The organism is Allobacillus sp. SKP2-8, assembly GCF_007559355.1.
Classification (GTDB): domain Bacteria; phylum Bacillota; class Bacilli; order Bacillales; family Alkalibacillaceae; genus Allobacillus; species Allobacillus halotolerans.
Window position 1 is genome coordinate 1 of record NZ_VMHF01000013.1, and the last position, 18943, is coordinate 18943.

Here is an 18943-nt window from a genome sequence, read left to right on the forward strand (position 1 = left end):
TAAAGCTGTCTCTCCTGTGAGATCAGGATTTGAAAACGCCAGGCCATACCACCGGGTATCTCTGGTTAAATCATCTAGGTCAAATTTCAATTTAGCATAGTCCGTTAACTCTTTATAATGTATTTCGATCTCATGATACCCAGCAGATTTGACAAAAAAAGGCTTTGCATAAAAGTTAAAACTTTTATTATTCCATCCATCTATATACAATTCACCATCTACAAACACCCTTACTCCATCGTTAATCCATGTACGTAAATTATATACTCCTTCATTAAGATAGAATCTTTTTGATAGTTTAATAGAAAAGTAATCTGGGCTTATATTTGAATGAGGACTTTTATAACCCCAATCAAAGTTTACTTCCGAAGCTTGGAAATCTTCAAAATCCCCCTTTAAACCTACATTGTCGTAGATCTTACCTTCCCACTCTTCTTTCGCGGCACCTTCTGAGGTTAATGGTTCACTGAATAAAACAAAAAAAGCAACAATTACCATTATTCGAAAAAATAAATTATGTATTTTTAGTACTCCTCTCTTGTGTCTTTACATTATTATGTTGTTGTTATAAAATAATTCGAGTAACATAGAGCCTAAAATTTTCTTTATGATAAAGTATAGCAAAATTCACCAAAATTTTAAATATTTTTTGTAATTTTATTTTATTTTCTTTAATTACAATTAGAAAAGTGGAGGACAATGTTTATGGATATTTCAGTTATTATCCCTGTACACAACGCACCTATATACATTGAAGAGGCTATAAATTCTGTGAATAAACAGAACTTTTTTGGTGACGTGGAAATTATTGTGATAGACGATTGTTCAACTGACAATACTGTGAGTTCTATTAAAAGAATAATGAAAAGTTCTAGATTCCCAATTAAATTAATTGAATTAGAACAAAATATGAAGCAGGGTGCAGCAAGAAATAAAGGCTTATCAATTGCGAAAGGCAAATATGTTTTCTTTTTGGATTCAGATGACTTTATACATGAAGATTGTCTCAATGATTTATTTGAAGAAGGAGAATTATTTGATCATGATTTCGTGATGTGTGATTGGGCGTATAGCTATGAGGATAGAGGTATAGTGTATGCAAACTTCGACTCTTTTTTAAGAGAAAAAAGATTGTATGAAAAAGATTGCGAAAGGCTGTTAGAGGCTATTACCTTTTTTACTGTAAACAAGCTTTATAACAAAGATTTTTTACAAAAAAATCATATTTCATATGGCGAAGGATATATCTACGAAGATTATGAATTTTACGTCAACACTACAATTAATGCAAGAAGTATTGGTGTGATTTCTAATCCTTATTATTTCGTGAGATTTCACGATAATTCAACTACAAAAATTTCTAGAAAGACAACAATACATATAGACTCTTTTGTTAGAGCAGTGGAAGCGACTTTATTGGATTTTGAACCTAGAAAAGAAATATCTTATTATCATTTATATAAACATTTGTTGAGAAAAGCCCTTAACTATTCAAACAACAGAGCACCATTCGGCAAAAAAATACCAACTATTAAAAAGGTAATTAAATTGCTGAACAACAAAAAAGTTGATTATATAGTACCTAAAAACATAGTTTTGCACAATCATTTATATTTTAGAAGAGCCTATGTTCAAAGAGGGCAAATTTTAAAAATATTGATTGTGGATTGGTTACATCGAAAGAAAAAACTAAACAAAGTTTTTTATAAGTACAAAGCATTTCGGGATAGGGTTAAAGCTAAAAATAAAAGAGAAGCTAAAGCTAATGTTATTAAAGAGAGTTTAAATAATCCAGTTAAAAAGGGTAGGATATTATTTTTAGGATTCGACTTTAAATATAAAGGTAATTCAAAATATCTTTTTGATTATCTAACTAAGCAAGCACATCCTTATCAAATATTTATTGCCACGAAGAATAAGTCAGTTCCAGGTTACTTAAGAGTAAAACCAAGAAGTTTGAAGTTTTATGAGTATTTATATAGTTCAGAAATAGTAATAGCAGAAAGTTGGATCCCATTAGACTTTAGAAAAAGAGAAGATTCAAAATGGATACAACTATGGCATGGGACTCCTTTTAAGAAGTTATTATTCGATAGTAACGAAAAAAATATATTAACGAAAAATAAACTTCATAAAAGAAACAAACAAAGAGATATCCGTCGTTGGGATTATTTAATCGCTGACTCGGAATTTGCCAAGCAAAAATTAAGTAAATCATTTCTGTTTAATCCTGAAAATATTATGACTACAGGGTATCCACGTGTTCAGTGGCTAAAGGATAACATAGTTAACACTAATTTAATTGAAGAGTTAAAAGCTGAATTGAATATACCAATAAACAAGAAAGTTATATTGTATACTCCAACTTGGCGCGATTATAATCATAAAACAAAGTTAACTGACTTTAACTTCAAACTGGACTTAGGTGAACTAGCTAATAAGTTAAGTGATGAGTATGTAATCATAGATAAGTCACATGATTTTGAGAAAAATTGGGAGAATGTTTACAATGAAGTCATACAGCCTAATAATACTTTTGAAACTCAGGAACTAATCCTTATTTCTGATATTATAATAAGCGATTATTCTTCGATAATTTTTGATGCTATGCATATAAATAAGCCTTTTTATTTATATATAAATGACCTATATAAATATCAAGACTCAAGAGGTGTATATCAGGAAATCTTAGACCATTTACAGCCTTTAATTACAGCTGATAAAAACAAGTTAATGTACATGATAGAGAACAATATATACGGAAATTTAAATTTAGATCTCTCTAAATTTATAGACAACAATTATCAGAATAGCAACGAAGTTCTTAAGGAACAAATCGAATCGTTAATTTCTCGGTAGAAGTCATTTAGATACTTTTAGAAGGTGAAAAAATGAATATCTTAGAAAAAATAAGGAACCATAAAAAATATCAAAAGTTTTACAGAAAACTCTTTAATAAAATCGAAAAAAAAGTACCGAAAAAATCAAAAACAATTGTTTTTGAAAGTTTTTCAGGTAAGCAATATAGTGATAACCCACGAGCTATATTTGAATATATGAATCAATACTATCCGAACTATAATTTAATTTGGAGTATCAACCCATCCTGCACCAGATTATTTAAGAAGGAAGGCATAAACTTTATAAAAAGAGGGACTTTAAAGTGGCTTTGGGTAATGGCAAGAGCTTCTTTTTGGGTTGTTAATACTAGGTTGCCCGGATGGATATATAAAAGTAAGAGAACTAATTATATTCAAACATGGCATGGTACCCCTTTAAAGAAATTAGCAATGGATATGGATAATGTAACAATCCCAGGTATCACAACTGAACAATATAAACGCAGTTTTAAAAAGGAAACTTCAGAATGGAATGCTTTAGTTGCACCTAATGAGTATTCTAGTAAAATTTTCAGAAAGGCTTTTAATTTTAATGGTGACATGATCCATTCTGGTTACCCAAGAAATGACTTTTTAAAAAATCATGACAGTGAAGATATAGAGAAGATAAAAGAATCGATGAAAATTCCTAAAGATAAGAAGGTAATTCTTTATGCTCCTACTTGGAGAGATAATACATCTAAAGTAGAAGGGAAACATCAGTTTGTTTCAGACTTGAATTTCGACTTACTGAATACAGAATTAGGTAATGAGTATATAGTTTTAGTTAGGATGCATTATTTAGCGGCCGCTAACATTGATTTCAATAAGTATAAAAGCTTCTTGGTTGATGTTACCGATTATAACGATATAAGAGATTTATACATCATTTCAGACATTTTAATTACGGATTATTCATCAGTGTTTTTTGATTTCAGTATTATGAACAAACCAATTATTTTCTATGTTCATGATTTAGAAGAGTACCAAAATGAGATTCGCGGCTTTTATTTTGATTTTATCAACGATGCACCTGGTCCATTGGTGAAAACCACAGAACAAACAATAGCTACAATTAAAAATATCGATGATATACAAAGAGAATATAATCAAAAATATAATGAATTTAATTCGAAATTTAATCACTGGGAGGACGGTAAAGCCTCTGAGCGTGTGGTTGATTATATTTTAAATTATTAAATCTGCCCCATTAAGTTAATTTTTATGAAGACAATTGACCAATCAATGTTCAATCTTTTAAATATAATCCTTAGGAGGATAGAACTAAATGAAAAAAGTACTTACCTATGGTACATTTGATTTATTACATGTCGGACATATAAACTTATTAAGAAGAGCCAAAGAACTTGGTGATTACTTAGTAGTAGCAATTTCAACAGATGAATTTAATGCAATTAAAGGCAAAAAAGCATATTACAGCTATGAAGATCGCAAATTAATTTTAGAAGCCGTTAAATATGTTGATGAAGTAATTCCAGAAAATAATTGGGAACAAAAGATTGATGATGTTAAAAACAATAATATTGATGTATTTGTTATGGGTCATGACTGGGAAGGTGAATTTGACTTCTTAAAAGATTATTGTGAAGTGGTATATTTACCAAGAACAGAAGGCATTTCAACAACTAAAATTAAGTCTGATTTAAACGGCAAATTATAATAAAAAATTCGACCGAAGATAATCTATACTTCGGTCGTTCTTTCAGAAATTAAATCATATTCTGGTTGACTTTTTAAAATCTCATTAATTACCCTTTCAGCTGCTCTCCCATCATCCAAGGAATTAAACTTTTTATAAAAGTTATCATACTGCTCTCGGTATTTGATTTGGATTGACTCGATATTTTGAATAGTTGAAATAACTTCGTCTGTACTTCTTAACAGTGGTCCAGGTACAACTTTTTCAAAGTCAAAATACAGGCCTCTTACAGAATCTCTATAATCCTCTAAATCATAAGTATAAAACAACATTGGTTTTTTCAAATTAGCATAATCAAAAAATACGGATGAATAATCTGTGATTAATAAGTCTGAAATTAAATAAAGATCGTTTATATCACCATAAGTTGATAAATCGTATACAAAGCCTTTATGTTGACTAAGGTCTAGTTGTTCAGCGATAACATAGTGTAATCTTAGGATGATAATATAGTCATTTCCTAACTTACTTTTCATTTTTTCTAAATCTAAAGCTAATTTAAATTTGTATTTCCCTTTCTCAAAATAGTGATTATCTCTCCATGTTGGGGCATAAAGAATAACTTTTTTATCATTTGGTAAGCCTATTTTTTCTTTTAATGAGTTAACTTCATTGCCACTTTGTTGCACTAAAATATCATTTCTTGGATATCCATATTCAAGTATTTTACCGTTAAACATAAACGCCCTCTTGAAAATTTCGGATGAATATTTATTTTGCGCAATTAAGTAATCCCAACGTGCAGCTTCTTCAGTGAAGTTTTTTTTATATCTCCCTGTGTCAGTACCAGGCATTTGTACATTTGAAATATCCATACCTAGATGTTTTAATGGTGTACCATGCCAAGTCTGTAGATACAATTGATCTGTTCTTTTTTCTATGTGTTTAGGGAGACGTGTATTAACTATCCAGTACTTTGCTGTAGCCATAGCTTTATAATAAGCTAAAGAAAACCGTTTTACTTGTTTATCATCTGCAGAAATAGGCAACGGGTTTTCTTTATATACCCAGATATAACTATACTCTTTATCTTTAAATTCTTTTTTCATCGATTCGTAGATAGCTTTAGGATTACCGGAATAATTTTTGCCCATAAAACTCTCAAATACAACCTTATGTGAATCGATTGGTTGTTTTAAAAATCGCTTTTTATATATCCACTTATAAAGGTTCTTTTTACTACCTATAATCTTCTTAAAATCACGCAATTCGTGATGAATCCTTAAATATTTTAGAAATTTCTTTGTTTCATAATATTTCAATGCTTTAATTTCTCTCTTTATTAACGGGTTAAGATTTTTATAAGATTCGTTTATTAGGTATCTAGCTGAATTGTGTAATCTTGGAAATACCTCTTTGAATTCTTCTTCAGTTGAGGCTTTCATAAACATGACAACTACTTTTCGATAAAAGTTTAGAAAATCTCTATCAATCAATTGCTTCATAAATGTATCACTGTGGTATTTCGGTGCTATACTGGTGTAAATCCTAGTAAAATCAATTATTTTATCATATCGTGATAATTCTTTTAAGCTTGGATTTGTTACACGATCATGCCTTCTACGTCTGAAATAACGACTATTTCGGACATATTTGATTTCTTTTGAATGTTTAATAACTTCATATGTAAATGGATGGTCAGCGTATATATTGACATCCTCACTAAACTTAATATTTAAGTTTTTAATAAAGTTACTTCTGTATAATGCTTTTAAGGCAGATCGTCCTTTGAAATTTTTAGAGGATAACTTGTAACTTACGGGTAATTCCGTTACTCTTTCCGTAAACTTGTCAATTTCATTTAAGTTAGTTATTGTTGATATACTGCCACTGATTACATTATCTTTTTCTTCAACAACATCAACAAGCCGCTTAATCGCATTATGATGAATATAATCATCACTATCTACAAAATAAATAAAGTCTCCATTAGCTTTCTTTATACCTATATTCCTGGACTTTCCGACACCTGACCTAATTTGATTATATGTAATTTTAATTCTACTATCTATCTTTCTGAAATCTTCTGCTATTTTTTTACTATTATCTGTAGAACAATCATCTACTAATATAATCTCTAAATTTGGATATGTTTGATATGTAATTGATTTAATACACTCATTTAAATATTCCTCTGTGTTATAAAAAGGAACAATAATTGATACTTTAATCATAAATTTTCCCCGCTTATCATGCTATAATAAATATTTGTAGTTTTAAACAATCTTTAAAACGAACAATAATACTTTAAACAAAAATTTGCTTATATTATTAATTCTAGATGAGATCATTATAAATTTCAATAAACCCCTTTAGTAGGCCTAATTTACAAAAATACAAATATATTCATCTGAACTTGAAATAGATTTCTTACCTTCTCTATTCACTTCTATATCTGTTAAAATAAAACAAAGCAATAAAACCGAGGTGCAAAATGGCTAGAGAAATAGCAATCTTTCTTTATCTATTCTATATACGTGCATTATTTTTTCTTTTTAAGATCTTTCCATTAAAAAAGAAAACGGTCTTCATCAGTTCGTTTGGCGATAATACTTACTACGTTTCACAAGAGGTTTTAGAGAAAACGGACCATGATATTGTCATTCTAAAGCTTCCTGGTACACAAGGTGATTTTAAAAGAAACAACCGTACAAACATTATTCCACTCAGTTTATCCCCTCTTTCATTTTCATTTATTAAGGGGCTTTATCACCTAGCAACGAGTCGTGTAGTTTTCGTTGATAACTACTTTGGTATTCTCTCTGCGACTCATTTCAAGAAGAATGTCCTGTGCATTCAATTGTGGCATGCAAATGGAGCTGTGAAGCAGTTTGGGTTAAAGGACCCTTCCATTCACTTCAGAAGCCATCGTGCTTATAAACGTTTTAAGAGTGTGTATGAGCGTTTCGATCACATTGTTGTCGGTTCAGAAAAGATGAGTGCAATCTTTCAGGATGCTTTTGGACTATCGTCTGAAAGAATGTTAAAGACAGGAATTCCTCGAACAGATTTATTTTTTTATGATGCCAAACAAGAAGAGATTAGAGAATTAATCTCTCAACAATATCCACAAATCAAAGATAAGAAAGTTATTTTATATGCGCCAACGTACAGAGAACATCAGTTAAAGAAGCATTCAATCAAACTGAATATCAATAAGCTATATGAAAAATTAAGCGATGATTACGTATTCTTGCTTCGATTGCATCCTGCAATCGAAAACAAATATAGCGATCATTATAAAGGGTTCATTATCAACGTGTCTGACTATCCGTATTTGAATCATTTGCTCTTAGTGACTGATTATTTAATCACCGACTACTCATCTATTCCTTTTGAGTTCTCCCTAATGGAAAAGCCGATGGTCTTTTATCCTTATGATATTGAGGAGTATGTAACAGAACGTGGTTTTTGGGAGGATTATGACGAACTTGTTCCAGGGCCGATTGCCGAAAGCACAGATGATATTATTGAACTCGTACGACAAAAAGAATTTGGCAAAGGAAAGATTCAAATATTTGCTAATGAATGGAACGAATATAATGATGGACATGCGACGGAAAAACTTATTGAGTACGTTTATCAAACAGAAAAAGACTGACTCCCATCGAAAGGAATCAGTCTTTTCCTTATTCTAGAATAGTGAATTTTTGTTTCCATTCATCGTCGTACAACGGGTAACGTTGACTTCGATAAATCCATGCTCCAGATGGAAAGTCACTGATGACTGCTTCAAATACAACTTCTGCATCTCGATCATTTGTTACTTCAATGATATGGCTCCGGTTTCCATCATCGACGTGACCGAAATCAATCAATCGGTTTCCGCTATCTTCTAAATATTTTGCACTACCGATAATATTCGTAAATAGTTCTTCTCCTCGTTCTTTTCCATAGCTCCAGATGATTTCCGCCTCTTTTGTTTTTTCGTTTATTCGATACTGTGTTCCGGCACTATAGGTTCGCGATAATTCTTTGTCTCCACGGGCAACTGCGACATTATTATCGTAAATTAGTAAATCGATTGTATCATCGTTATTGTCAAAGTCAGGCATGATTGTTGCATCGTGCTGAGCTCCAGGATATTTAAAATCTTCTCCCTGTCCTTCAACGACGTAATTGTTTAGAAAATCATCATTAAAGCCGTCTGGGTGGGCCAGAATCCATATAATCTCATCTGTTAAATAATCAATTTTCATTACGGTATCTTGATTTCGTCCCGAAATGATTATACTGTTATCACTTTCATCATAAACAACTGAATTTTGGTGAAACCAATCAAGTTTTCCGTCTTTAGGATCCCTTGCTGTATATTCTTCATAAGTTTCAGTGGGATAAAGATCTTTTAAATCGATAAGCTTTACTACTTCTCCATTGGTTGGATTAACTTCGATCATCTGTAACCGTCAAGTAGAAATGAACAATTTCTGCTCATTAATTTTGAACACTTTTTTCTTGGAACAGAGACTGCCTATATTTAATTCGATGACTGGATCCATTTAAATGAACAACCTCTGAGCGATGGAGGAGGCGATCTAGGATCGCCGTTGTTATTCCTTGGTCACCAAGCAGCTCTCCCCATTCTTCAGGTCCTTTATTGGACGTTAATATAATCGAACTCCGTTCGTATAGGTGATTGATTAAATGAAAGAATAAGTTTGCCTCGTTCTGATCCATTGCCATATACATCAGGTCATCGATAATAATCAAATCGGCTTCTCGAATACGTTTCAATTTGAGTTGTGATTTCCGTAGGTAATCTTCCGATTTCAAAACGGAAATCAAATCACCCATTGTAATGAATGAAACACGTTGTCCCTTATGAATAGCTTCTAAACCTAATCCAATTGCTAAATGTGTCTTACCAACTCCAGGCGGCCCCAAGAATATTAGATTAAAAGCCTCATCTAGCCAGTTTAATTCCTTCAGTTGCTTGAGTTGCCTTTCACTTAGGGATGGCAGTTCTTTAATGTCAAATTCATTAATGTTTTTTTGAAACGGGAATGCTGCCCACTTTAAATGCTTCTCAATCATTTTCTCCTCTCGACGGTTTTCTTCGAATGTAAGCATTTCCCTTAAGAATTCCTGATAGGTCCAAGAATGTAATTCTGCTTTTCTTAGTAAAGATGGTAATTCTTTTGATGTCTCAACTATTCTTAAGTTTTTGAGTTGTTGTTGTAACCCTTCCACTGAGTTCCCCATCTCAGACACCTCCTAATATCTCAAGGTAGCCATTTAATTCTCTTTTTGCGGCTGTTGCCATTTTTTCAGGAGGAAGTCCTTTTACTGGTATGTCAATGGATGAGGATAAAGTCTTTTCTTCCTTTATATTTTTAAAATGCTTTGCTACATCCCGTAAATCATTTGCACTCCACAGTTTCTGCGCAACACATTTATTCAAGGCTTGCTCTATAAAAGGCTTATACTCCTTTGCTGCTTTTTGAATAAGTTGTAATTGATCTCTAATATACCTAGGGTATAGTAATTGAATTTGTTCAAGGAACACACTAATTTTTTCACTGTCTTCAAAAGTCTCTATTACAGTGTCCTTATATGCTTGTATTCCTTTTGTTTTATCTCTAGAATGGTCTTTGTTTTTTATTAGCTGACCCGTTCCAAGGGATAATGGATGAATCGCTAGTGGCTCACCTTCGGGTTCTTTAGTAATTATTAATTGATTCTTATCAATAGTTACATAGACTTTATTCACACCGTGTGGAGTATACGTTCCTAGTGGCAAAGAATAACGATTCGATTTGTATTTAATAATATTGTCCTTATGGACTGTTCTTGATATACTTGAGTTAGAATTTCTCTCGAAAGAGAGAATGGATGAGACTTTTCGTAAGTGTGGCTTTTCGACGGCGAACACTTCGACAGGTCTCTTTTTTATTGTGTTATGAACTTGGTGATTTCCTTTTCTTTCAAGCCAAGCTAAACACTGTTCATTCCACGTTTCTAATTGGTGAAAGATTCGATTTTTGGCAAAGTTTCTTTTGATGAATTTGACGACATTCTCAACTTTTCCTTTGGATTCAGGATCAGCTGCCCTGCATAAATAGACTGAAAAACCTCTCTCTTGCTTATAAGCTTGAAATTCCTCGGTATATATGATATCTCCTCCATTTTCACTGACGGTCATCAATTTATCTTGGTCATAAACAATTTCTTCTGTTAGACCTCCATAATATTCAAATGCATTTTCATGACACCGTATGACGTCTCGAGTAGTGAAGGGATGTTCCTGCCACTCTGAGTATTTATATCTTGAGTGAGACAAGACAAAGGCAATCGTGTATAGCTTTTTCCACCTTTTTTCTACCGTTTGTACTTTCATTTCGCCAAAATCAACTTGCATTTGTTTTCCTTTCGGCAATTCTTCTATTGCTTCATAACTCCGATAGGTCAATGTTTTAGGTATGTGATACTGTTCTCGCAGTTCGCGAACATAAGTGCGAACTGTGCTGTCACCTACCTCTTTAAAAGAACATCGTTCTTCTAACCAATCCTGGACTTGTGAAGCCGAAAGATCTGGATGCTCTTTCAACCAAGAAAGAATATGTTCACGATAGGGATCCAGCTTCCTTTTTCTTGTTTTCAATAGCTCTACCCACTCAAAAGCCTCATGTAAATCTTTTTCAAGATACTCATAGACAGTTGTTCTTGATAAACTACATTTTCTTGCGATCTCAGACACTTTGAAACCCTGCATCCTCAATTGATGTACCTTTAGAATCATTTCTAACTTCCACACCTTCTTATCCCCCAAACTAACTATTTATTCATGCCTTTTTAGTTTAGCTGAGTTTGGGTTTATTTGATAGAAAGTGTTCATTTTTATCAAGCAGAAACTGTTCAATTTAGTTTAGCAGTTACATCATCGTATCTTCCATATAATTTTCACTGCCATCATTCACTGTCATGAGCCAGTTTCCGTTCGGTAACTCGGCTATATCATGATGAATGAGCGTTTGTTCCAACCCTTCTGCTTCGCTGATCGCAGCATCATCAGAAATCTTAAATGCTTTATAAATTTTACCCATTAAATCAATTTCAAATAATCGATTGTATGCAGGTCCGCCATTATCATCTTTTCCTAAGTATACAAAGTTACCGTTCTGAATCTTTTTGAATACATGGCTGTTATATTGTGAAGTATACCACCGTACATCTCCGTTTGTATCAAATCCATAGACATACTTTGTACTTGGAATAGCAAAGTTCAAACCGTTAGCAGGCATATCAACCTGTTCTTTTTTTATCGTTTCAATTGAGATTGAACCAATATAATCAGGAAGTGGTTCCGTTTCAACTGAGATTAAATTTTCTTGTGTACTTCCATCCTCCATGATCGCCTCGATGGTAATCTCATTTGTATGATTCGGATATAAACCTAAAATCGGCAGTTCGTGTTTAGTAGTCAGCTGCGTCGTACTATTGGATATCTCAGGCCCTCCATCTTTTCCTTTTACCGTGTAAGTAATTGTGGCTGGTTTTTCAGTTTCAAAAACAACAAACGCAGTAAGTGGTGTTCTATTATAAGGGTCAAGCTTTATATAGGGATCTTCAAATGTGCTGCCTTCACTTTCTTCAATAATTGTCTGTTCAATTTCTTGTTGGCTTTCTATGACGTCATCCGTTGGTTCAGGGGCAAATGCGTAGTCTACTGGTTCTAAGTTTCTCGTGTTTAAAGCTTCTTTTGCTAGTTCACGATCAGATTTTTGTTCTTGTTCATCCTCATTAGACTCTTCCTGTTGATCTTTATTTCGATCTTCGTTTGTTTCATCTTCTGTGTCATTCATTAAAAAGAAAAATGTAATAACAGCAATTAAACCAATCGCAATCAATGTAACTGTCGATTTCTTCATTTTACGACCCTCCCATTGACATCGTTTCGTTATAATCATGCTATCATTATTTATAAAAATGAAAAAACCATATCACTTAGAAAGTAGTTCCTAAGTAATATGGTCTCATCATTACATTTTACTTTTGTTTTTCATATTCATCCACCAACTGTTGCAGTCTCGCCTTCTCTGCATCTGACACGACATAATACCAGATACCATTCATTCTCGAACCGCTTCCCTTTACATCTTCACGGATGGTCTCTGAACGTGTTCCTCGATAGTCCATGAACAATTTGCGCATTTCTTCCATCTGTAGATTGGTCTCTACATTTGATCCTAGCGCATCTAAAATGTTTTGTACTTTCGTAAATGAACCGAAACTCATCCCTTTATCGATCATCGCGTCGATAATTTGTTGTTGACGATCATTTCTACCTAGGTCACCTTTTGGGTCCTGTTTTCTCATACGAGAATAAGCTAATGCTTCAGTTCCGTTCAAGTGAAGTTCGCCAGTTTCAAATGTTTTACCGCTTTGTGTAAATTGACGATTGTTCTGAACAGTTACGCCACCAAGTGCATCTACGCCATCCTTCAGCCCTTCCATATTCACTTTGCCATAGAAGTGTATGGTCGTATCTAAAAAGTTCTCAACTGTTTGCACGGAAAGTTCTGAGTTACCGAACGCATAAGCGTGATTGATTTTATCCATACCTCTACCCGGAATGTTGACATACGTATCACGCGGGATACTGAGCATCAACATTTTATTCGTGTCGGGATTTAAGGATAGGAAAATCATTGTGTCTGATCGACCTTTATCTCCACTCCGTTCATCGACACCTAATAACAATGCGTTGATTGTATCTTTATCTTTGAAGCGTTGTTCAATTTCTTCTTTCTTCTCTTGGTCTGAATCGAGTGGTTGATACATTTCTGAGACGGCGTTGTCTACTTGTTTATATAAATAAGCAAAGTAGATGATGCCTGCTAACAGCAATATTCCCAGTACAATTAAAACAATTTTTAAGCCTTTTTTGTTTCCTTTTTTTTGGTTGCGTTTACCTTTTCTCGTTTCCATTTATTCGATCCTCTCTATTTGTTCTTAGTCTTTTAACAATCGGCTCCGTTAAAGTTTAGTAGTGACTTTTAAATGTTGAACACTGAGTTGTTGAATTGTGAGAAGCGAAGGTGGCGACTCCTGCGGGAATAGCACGAGTCTCGAGACCCCGCAGGAAGTGCCTTTCTTCCGAGGAGGCTCGAGCCGTGCCCGCGGAAAGCGCCCACCGGTAGCGGATCACAATATCAACGACGGACTTTAATAAAGCCTAAAAACTAAACAAGTCGCTCCAGTCAAAGTATTTTCTGAATAGGTCTGCGTCTGTTTGTGTGAAATATAGATAAGTAATTACGATTCCGAATACTATGTAAATCAAGCAGCCTAGTTGCAATTTCTTTTTACTGTCCATCACTTCACTTCCTTGCTTCCCTTTATTTTACCTGGATTAGTGATTTTTGTCACCAGTTTGGTTATTTTGTTGCATTGTGATTTTGTTTGTTTCTTGGTTCAATGATTGAGGGAATTCGTTTGGAGGCAAGGAAACATCATGAAAAAAATCACTCTATTATTATTGACGTTTATGATTCTAGTAAGTTGCAGTGAAATGGATGCTAATGAAAAAAATGTCGAAGAAGGACCTAATGAAACGCTTGAAATTGAGCAAACCGACGATGAGTTTGCTGAGGAAAATATTTCGTCAGGTGATCTAACCGTTCACTTCATCGATGTTGGCCAAGGAGATGCGACATTGCTTCGTGCGGTAGAAAGCGATGAAACTTATAATCTATTAATCGATGCCGGTGATTGGACAGGGGATGAGGTCGTCCCTTACTTGCATTCTCAGTCTGTTGAATCATTGGACGTTGCTATTGGTACACATATCCATGCCGATCATATCGGCCAATTGGATGAGGTGATTCAAGAATTTCCGGTTGAAGAAGTGTGGATGACGGGTAATGTACATACGACCGGTGCATTTGAAGATGTGTTGGCAGCCATCGAACAGTCTGATGCATCTTATGTTGAGCCGCGTTCTGGCGATGAGTTTGAAATCGGGCCGTTCTTGGTGGAAGTCTACCACCCGACTGAACTGTCTGGCGATTTTAATGATGACTCGATTTCAACGCGAGTGACTTATGGAGACGTGAGCTTTTTATTTACTGGCGATGCTGAAGCTAGTGCTGAAGAAGAAATGCTAGCGAGTGGATTGGACTTGAAAGCAGATATTTTCCAACTTGGTCATCATGGATCCAGTACTTCCAATACGCCAACGTTTGTGGAAGCAGTTAACCCGGAACTTGCCATCTATTCAGCTGGTCTAGACAATGATTACGGTCACCCGCATCATGAGACGGTTGAACTGATGCGGAAATTGGGAATTGACTTGTATGGAACCGATGCACACGGCACGATTGTCGTTGAGTCGGATGGTAAAGATTTTTCGGTTCAGACTGACAGAGAAGCCACTATTGAGAAAGAAAAGCCTGGTTTTCTGAAGGATGTAAAAGAGGAACCAGCTAGCCCGCAGGACTCGTGCATCGATATCAATTCAGCTATCTTGGAAGATTTGTATGAGATTGTTCATATCGATGAAGTGCGTGCACAGGAATTGATCGAGCTGCGACCACACCATTCATTAAATGGCTTGAAACGAATTTATGGAATTGGTGAGGGTCGGTTGGCTGATATTAAAGAAGAAGGAATAGCTTGTGTGAAAGAATAATCGTACAGCTAAGGAGGTCATCGAATGAGTAAATATGAAGGAGTACTCGACCGGATTGAAGATGGACAGGCAGTTATTTTAGTAGAAGATGATAAAAAGGATTTTCTTTTGCCTGCGAACCGTTTACCTGATTCGATTCATACGGGTGATCAGGTGGAAGTAACGATTGATAATGGTGAAGTCTCTGAAGTTCAATTGATTGATTCAAACAGCGAAAAGAAAACTTCTTTAGAAAATCGGTTAGAACAGTTAAAGAAGAACTCAAACAGTTCCTTCAAAAAAAAGTAAATGCTTTGCCATATAATCGTTTAGTAGCCACTTTTCATTTCGCTCTATTTTTGGTATACTCTTTTTAATATAGATCCTATTGTGTATGGGTCTTTTCCCCTTCACAATAGGCTATTTTTTTGTAGAATGACTGAAAGAATCTATTGATTTGAAACATAGATTGAAAAGAGGAATAACATGGATACTCAACAACGTTCAGAGCGACGAAAACATAGAAAAAAGTCACGTCGGCGTAAAATCATACTGATTCTATTAGCTGTTTTAATTTTGATTGCTGGCTATGTATTTTATGAATATTGGGATGGAAAAAGAGAAGCTGAAAAAGCTGGCACACAAGACACTGAGCTAAATCAAGAATATATGGAAAGTTTCGAAGGGGTCGAGGAAGCTGAAGGCGTAACGAACGTGTTATTACTTGGCGCGGATTCTGATGAATATGGAAATCCCCGTACGGACACGATTATGATGGCTCAATATGATGTCGATCGTGAAAAAGTAAAGCTGATCTCTTTTATGCGTGATTCCTATGTTGAAATTCCTGGGATGGGTTTCAATAAAATAAATGCTTCCTTTTCTCGAGGTGGACCAGAACTTGTACGGAAAACCATCTCTCATAATTTTGGGATGGATGCCCAGTATTATGCGATTGTCGATTTTGAAGGTTTCACGAGAATTGTCGATACGATCTCTCCTGATGGCGTAGAAATCGATGTCGAAAAACGAATGCAGTACACAGATAAAAAAGCCGGTTTGAATATCGATCTCCAACCCGGTCAGCAGAAGTTAAACGGTGAGCAACTTCTTCATTATGTTCGTTTCCGTAGCGATAATGAAAATGACTTCGGTCGAGTTCGACGTCAACAAAAAGTGTTGTCCACTTTAAAAGATGAAGCGATGTCATTCACAGGCATTATGAATTTACCTCGTGCTGTTGGAACTTTGGAACCTTTTGTGAATACAAATATGGAAACAAAGAAAATCTTGTCCTTAGGTTATGAGTTTATTACGAATAAACCAGGAGAAATTGAATCGTTTCGGATCCCAGCTGACGGCACGTATCGAAATGGTCGTTATAGTCATGCAGGTCTAGTATTGGAATTAGATTTTGAAGCGAACCGACAAGCATTGCAAGAGTTTTTGGCTGAATAATGATACAGAAAAAGCCTAAACCTTATGAATTAAGGTTTAGGCTTTTTACTATATCAGGACAATCACTTATAATTCCCGTTACTCCCATGTCCATAAATCGTTTCATTCTTTCAGGATCGTTCACTGTATATGGATAAATTTTCAACCCGAGCTCATTCGCCTCACGTAACAATTGCTTATCAACGTTAGATTGATTAATTCCAAGACCTTCCGCATACTTACTGATCTCAGCTAAGCTATATGGCATTTCTTCTTCGACCTTTTTTAAAATCAACTGATTGATTGGGATATTCGGATCCATCTCTCTTACTTTCAATAAGCAATCCTGATCAAACGATTGAATAACCACACGATGATTCGAGGTATCAATTTGGTACTTCTCAAATAAGTCAAAAATGAGTTGCTCGATTCCTTCAGTGGGATTTTTAATTTCCAAGAAGTAGTTAAATTGGTTTCCGTAAAGTCGAAGCACGGTTTCAAAGTGAAGCAATTTCGTTCCTCTGTACTCTTCACCGAACCATTTCCCTACATCCAAATTTTTAATTTCCTCGTACGTATAATCTTGAATGCTACCCTTGATGTCCGTTTTTTTCGAAAGGTCACTATCATGGTAAATAACTGGCACTTGATCCTTTGTTAGTTGAACGTCCAGTTCTATGTAGTCGATACCGATTTTCAAAGCGAGGTCGTATGCTTGAAGTGTATTTTCCGGTTTATATTTTGAAGCACCCCGATGGGCAATGACTAAGCAATTTTTTTGTGTCATATGTGTCTCCTTTTCAGATTAGATTATGGCTTTCTGTATGTCTGATTTATGTAATGCTCTGTTTTTATCTTACTGAATCGCACACGGAATGACAATAAAGATACTTGTTTGGTTATTAGTTATCTTCAAAAGCTAATTTGTAGATAAGCATATTTTTATTCAAAAGAGGCTCTCTATCATTCCCAATTCGACAAAAATAGTTATGGTAATATAGAACTAGACAACTATTTTTAACATAGATACATTTTCTATCTTATATAAGAAAGGGAGAGGAATTTCTTGAAAACATCGATTAAAAAATCACTTCTAATTACTTTAGTTACCTTGTCTGCCTTAGTAATACTTACTGTTTTGACAGTAACACAAGGAGCGAATTCGAAAAGCGAGGCGCAGGTCACGAAAGCCGATGAAATAGTTGGAATACATATGCATCCTGAGAATAAAAAGAGCATCATGGTTCAATCGGAAATGGAAGATCTAGTCGCCACGAAAGATGAAGAATCCGAAATTGAGACCATTCAGACCGTCGCTGAGACGACCAACGATGAATCGCCCAAAGAGGAAACAACTCAAAAAACGCCCTATAAAGAGTTTGCGAGTCCTGTGAAACGTTTTGTGACTGCGAATGCGTTGAATGTTCGTAGTGGTGCGGGGACAAATCACTCTGCCATTAATAACGTAAAAATCGGTCAAGAAGTTATGGTGCTTGGTGAGCAAGGTTCGTGGAGCAAAATCCAATTTGGTGAGCAGTCCGGGTGGGTTTCAAGTAATTATTTAGCTGAAACAAAGCCTAAAATGACTGCCGAAAAGCCAAAGAAAGAGAAAAAGCAATCATCTAAGAAAGAGAATAATGAAGAAAATCAAACAGATGAGAAAACTGAATCTAAACAAAAACCAACGAATAATACGTTGGCGGATCAGTTATCTACTATCGACAATAATGACCAATTAATTTTGGTTACTTCGAATGGCTATAGCACGAACCGGGCAACGATTGAAACGTTTGAGCGAGGTGGAGATGGGAATTGGAAGTCTTTGATGAAGGTCAATGGCTATATCGGCAAGAATGGTTTTGCGGGTAATAAAAAAGAAGGTGACGGAAAAACACCGACAGGGAAGTATAGTTTAGGAACGGCCTTTGGACAGAAGGGTAATCCAGGAACAAAGCTTCCGTATAAAGCAATTACAAGCGATGATGTATGGGTGGATGATCCGGAGTCTCCGCTGTATAATACATGGCAATCGAAAAGTGCGACGCAGGATCAGTGGACTAGCGCTGAAAATATGAATCACCGATTGTATACGAATGGCTTTGTCATTAATTACAACACGAATCAAGTTCCTTACGAAGGTAGTGCGATATTTTTCCACGTTGGAAATAGCTATACGTTAGGCTGTATTGCGACATCGGAAAGTCATGTCGTTTCGATGATGCAGTGGATTGATCCAGCTAAAAATCCGATCATCGTTCAGACGCCAATGCAAGATCTAAGTAGATATTAAATAGAAGC

Annotated in this window: 17 protein-coding genes; 8 read left to right on the plus strand and 9 right to left on the minus strand. The window is 34.9% G+C overall.

The annotated features are described in order from the left end of the window. Window positions 1-498, minus strand: a 498-nt coding sequence (locus FPQ10_RS09830; protein WP_144163341.1) for a PA14 domain-containing protein, incomplete at its 3' end; no start/stop codon positions are given. A gap of 207 nt (window positions 499-705) precedes the next feature. Here FPQ10_RS09830 and FPQ10_RS09835 point away from each other — a divergent pair. The 3 genes from FPQ10_RS09835 to tagD all read left to right on the plus strand — a co-directional run bounded on the left by FPQ10_RS09835 (window position 706) and on the right by tagD (window position 4560). Next, entirely contained in the window at window positions 706-2859 is a 2154-nt protein-coding gene (locus FPQ10_RS09835; protein WP_186278638.1) for a bifunctional glycosyltransferase/CDP-glycerol:glycerophosphate glycerophosphotransferase, read from the plus strand. Window positions 2860-2891: 32 nt separating this feature from the next. Then, complete coding sequence (locus FPQ10_RS09840; protein WP_144163343.1) at window positions 2892-4079, plus strand: CDP-glycerol glycerophosphotransferase family protein; 1188 nt, start codon at window positions 2892-2894, stop codon at window positions 4077-4079. Between the two features lie 88 nt (window positions 4080-4167). Next, entirely contained in the window at window positions 4168-4560 is a 393-nt protein-coding gene (gene tagD / locus FPQ10_RS09845) for a glycerol-3-phosphate cytidylyltransferase (RefSeq protein WP_144163344.1), read from the plus strand. Window positions 4561-4583: 23 nt separating this feature from the next. Here the strand turns inward: tagD and FPQ10_RS09850 are convergent, their stop codons facing one another. After that, a complete protein-coding gene (locus tag FPQ10_RS09850; protein ID WP_144163345.1) occupies window positions 4584-6773 on the minus strand; it encodes a bifunctional glycosyltransferase/CDP-glycerol:glycerophosphate glycerophosphotransferase in 2190 nt (729 codons plus the stop codon). A gap of 260 nt (window positions 6774-7033) precedes the next feature. Between FPQ10_RS09850 and FPQ10_RS09855 the strand changes: the two genes are divergently transcribed. Beyond that, on the plus strand, window positions 7034-8200 hold the full coding sequence (locus FPQ10_RS09855) for a CDP-glycerol glycerophosphotransferase family protein (protein ID WP_144163346.1): 1167 nt from the start codon (window positions 7034-7036) through the stop codon (window positions 8198-8200). 28 nt (window positions 8201-8228) lie between these two features. Here the strand turns inward: FPQ10_RS09855 and FPQ10_RS09860 are convergent, their stop codons facing one another. The 6 genes from FPQ10_RS09860 to FPQ10_RS13110 all read right to left on the minus strand — a co-directional run bounded on the left by FPQ10_RS09860 (window position 8229) and on the right by FPQ10_RS13110 (window position 13915). After that, window positions 8229-8996: an aryl-sulfate sulfotransferase gene (locus FPQ10_RS09860; RefSeq protein WP_144163347.1), complete on the minus strand. Its 768-nt coding sequence runs from the start codon at window positions 8994-8996 to the stop codon at window positions 8229-8231. A gap of 37 nt (window positions 8997-9033) precedes the next feature. Beyond that, window positions 9034-9801 carry an IS21-like element helper ATPase IstB gene (istB, locus tag FPQ10_RS09865; RefSeq protein WP_144163348.1) on the minus strand — a complete coding sequence of 256 codons (768 nt, stop codon included), beginning with the start codon at window positions 9799-9801 and terminating at the stop codon, window positions 9034-9036. Window position 9802: 1 nt separating this feature from the next. Then, window positions 9803-11338: an IS21 family transposase gene (istA, locus tag FPQ10_RS09870; RefSeq protein WP_370512036.1), complete on the minus strand. Its 1536-nt coding sequence runs from the start codon at window positions 11336-11338 to the stop codon at window positions 9803-9805. A 133-nt stretch (window positions 11339-11471) separates the two neighbouring features. Continuing rightward, entirely contained in the window at window positions 11472-12467 is a 996-nt protein-coding gene (locus FPQ10_RS09875; RefSeq protein ID WP_186278639.1) for an aryl-sulfate sulfotransferase, read from the minus strand. A 118-nt stretch (window positions 12468-12585) separates the two neighbouring features. After that, window positions 12586-13527: an LCP family glycopolymer transferase gene (locus FPQ10_RS09880; protein WP_144163351.1), complete on the minus strand. Its 942-nt coding sequence runs from the start codon at window positions 13525-13527 to the stop codon at window positions 12586-12588. 247 nt (window positions 13528-13774) lie between these two features. After that, window positions 13775-13915 carry a hypothetical protein gene (locus FPQ10_RS13110; RefSeq protein WP_186278640.1) on the minus strand — a complete coding sequence of 47 codons (141 nt, stop codon included), beginning with the start codon at window positions 13913-13915 and terminating at the stop codon, window positions 13775-13777. 138 nt (window positions 13916-14053) lie between these two features. Between FPQ10_RS13110 and FPQ10_RS09885 the strand changes: the two genes are divergently transcribed. The 3 genes from FPQ10_RS09885 to FPQ10_RS09895 all read left to right on the plus strand — a co-directional run bounded on the left by FPQ10_RS09885 (window position 14054) and on the right by FPQ10_RS09895 (window position 16666). Further along, a complete protein-coding gene (locus tag FPQ10_RS09885; protein WP_144163352.1) occupies window positions 14054-15229 on the plus strand; it encodes an MBL fold metallo-hydrolase in 1176 nt (391 codons plus the stop codon). A gap of 24 nt (window positions 15230-15253) precedes the next feature. Next, the gene (locus FPQ10_RS09890) at window positions 15254-15517 is read left to right on the plus strand and encodes a DUF3006 domain-containing protein (RefSeq protein ID WP_144163353.1); all 264 of its coding nucleotides are present in this window, start codon (window positions 15254-15256) and stop codon (window positions 15515-15517) included. A gap of 177 nt (window positions 15518-15694) precedes the next feature. After that, entirely contained in the window at window positions 15695-16666 is a 972-nt protein-coding gene (locus FPQ10_RS09895; protein ID WP_144163354.1) for an LCP family protein, read from the plus strand. Between the two features lie 22 nt (window positions 16667-16688). On the opposite strand, the gene FPQ10_RS09900 is transcribed toward FPQ10_RS09895, so the two are convergent. Beyond that, window positions 16689-17432 (minus strand): glycerophosphodiester phosphodiesterase, encoded by a 744-nt coding sequence (locus FPQ10_RS09900; RefSeq protein WP_144163355.1) that lies wholly within the window; start codon window positions 17430-17432, stop codon window positions 16689-16691. A gap of 279 nt (window positions 17433-17711) precedes the next feature. Here FPQ10_RS09900 and FPQ10_RS09905 point away from each other — a divergent pair, with 279 nt between their 5' ends. Next, complete coding sequence (locus FPQ10_RS09905; protein ID WP_144163356.1) at window positions 17712-18935, plus strand: SH3 domain-containing protein; 1224 nt, start codon at window positions 17712-17714, stop codon at window positions 18933-18935. Window positions 18936-18943: the final 8 nt, after the last annotated feature.

Excerpts from the sequence above, each read along its gene's own strand:
- istA (WP_370512036.1), bottom strand. The coding sequence starts at position 11,338 with ATGATTCTAAAGGTACATCAATTGAGGATGCAGGGTTTCAAAGTGTCT.
- FPQ10_RS09900 (WP_144163355.1), bottom strand. The coding sequence starts at position 17,432 with ATGACACAAAAAAATTGCTTAGTCATTGCCCATCGGGGTGCTTCAAAA.
- FPQ10_RS09835 (WP_186278638.1), top strand. The coding sequence starts at position 706 with ATGGATATTTCAGTTATTATCCCTGTACACAACGCACCTATATACATT.
- tagD (WP_144163344.1), top strand. The coding sequence starts at position 4,168 with ATGAAAAAAGTACTTACCTATGGTACATTTGATTTATTACATGTCGGA.
- istB (WP_144163348.1), bottom strand. The coding sequence starts at position 9,801 with ATGGGGAACTCAGTGGAAGGGTTACAACAACAACTCAAAAACTTAAGA.
- FPQ10_RS09855 (WP_144163346.1), top strand. The coding sequence starts at position 7,034 with ATGGCTAGAGAAATAGCAATCTTTCTTTATCTATTCTATATACGTGCA.
- FPQ10_RS09850 (WP_144163345.1), bottom strand. The coding sequence starts at position 6,773 with ATGATTAAAGTATCAATTATTGTTCCTTTTTATAACACAGAGGAATAT.
- FPQ10_RS09885 (WP_144163352.1), top strand. The coding sequence starts at position 14,054 with ATGAAAAAAATCACTCTATTATTATTGACGTTTATGATTCTAGTAAGT.
- FPQ10_RS09895 (WP_144163354.1), top strand. The coding sequence starts at position 15,695 with ATGGATACTCAACAACGTTCAGAGCGACGAAAACATAGAAAAAAGTCA.
- FPQ10_RS09875 (WP_186278639.1), bottom strand. The coding sequence starts at position 12,467 with ATGAAGAAATCGACAGTTACATTGATTGCGATTGGTTTAATTGCTGTT.
- FPQ10_RS09860 (WP_144163347.1), bottom strand. The coding sequence starts at position 8,996 with ATGATCGAAGTTAATCCAACCAATGGAGAAGTAGTAAAGCTTATCGAT.
- FPQ10_RS13110 (WP_186278640.1), bottom strand. The coding sequence starts at position 13,915 with ATGGACAGTAAAAAGAAATTGCAACTAGGCTGCTTGATTTACATAGTA.
- FPQ10_RS09880 (WP_144163351.1), bottom strand. The coding sequence starts at position 13,527 with ATGGAAACGAGAAAAGGTAAACGCAACCAAAAAAAAGGAAACAAAAAA.
- FPQ10_RS09890 (WP_144163353.1), top strand. The coding sequence starts at position 15,254 with ATGAGTAAATATGAAGGAGTACTCGACCGGATTGAAGATGGACAGGCA.
- FPQ10_RS09840 (WP_144163343.1), top strand. The coding sequence starts at position 2,892 with ATGAATATCTTAGAAAAAATAAGGAACCATAAAAAATATCAAAAGTTT.